1 protein-coding gene is annotated in these 552 nt (G+C 44.9%); it reads right to left on the bottom strand.

Annotation, left to right across the window (positions count from 1 at the left end; translation table 11 throughout):
- Positions 1 to 552 (bottom strand): amino acid ABC transporter ATP-binding protein (locus ACVRRC_RS22275; protein ID WP_472997621.1); only part of this gene is annotated, 552 nt, incomplete at both ends.

The following is a 552-nucleotide window of genomic DNA, read 5'->3' as shown; positions in this document are numbered from 1 at the left end:
TGGTTTTTTGCTGAGCAAGGGATTTAATCACCTGAAGCACCTCAAATACTCTTTCTGGGTCGAGAGCCGAGGTTGGCTCATCAAATAAAATGGCTAAAGGGTTGACGGCAAGGGCACGGGCGATACTCACTCGCTGTTGTTGCCCGCCCGATAACGTGACTGGGTATTTGTGGCTATGTTCAGCTAGGCCGACAGTATCCAACAGCGCTAAACCGATTTTATCGGCTTCGCTTTTCGCCATTTTTTTAACGGTGATTAATCCTTCCGTCACATTTTCAAGTGCTGTTTTATTTTTAAACAGGTTGTAATTTTGAAACACCATGGCGGTTTGACGGCGTAATGCATAGGCATCATTTACGCTATGTTTATGCGTATCTAAGGTGACATCGCCGATTTGTATAATGCCAGATTCAGGGTGTTCTAACAGGTTTAGGCAGCGTAATAAGGTGGACTTCCCAGAGCCAGAAGGGCCGATAATGGCGACCACTTCCCCTTCTTGGATATCGAGGGAAATATTATTTAAAACCGTATTGGTGCCGAAGCTTTTATTCA

It is taken from the genome of Stutzerimonas sp. LR2 (assembly GCF_055755175.1).
Note: the sequence above shows the minus strand (reverse complement) of the source record. Positions and strands in the feature narration are given on the sequence as shown.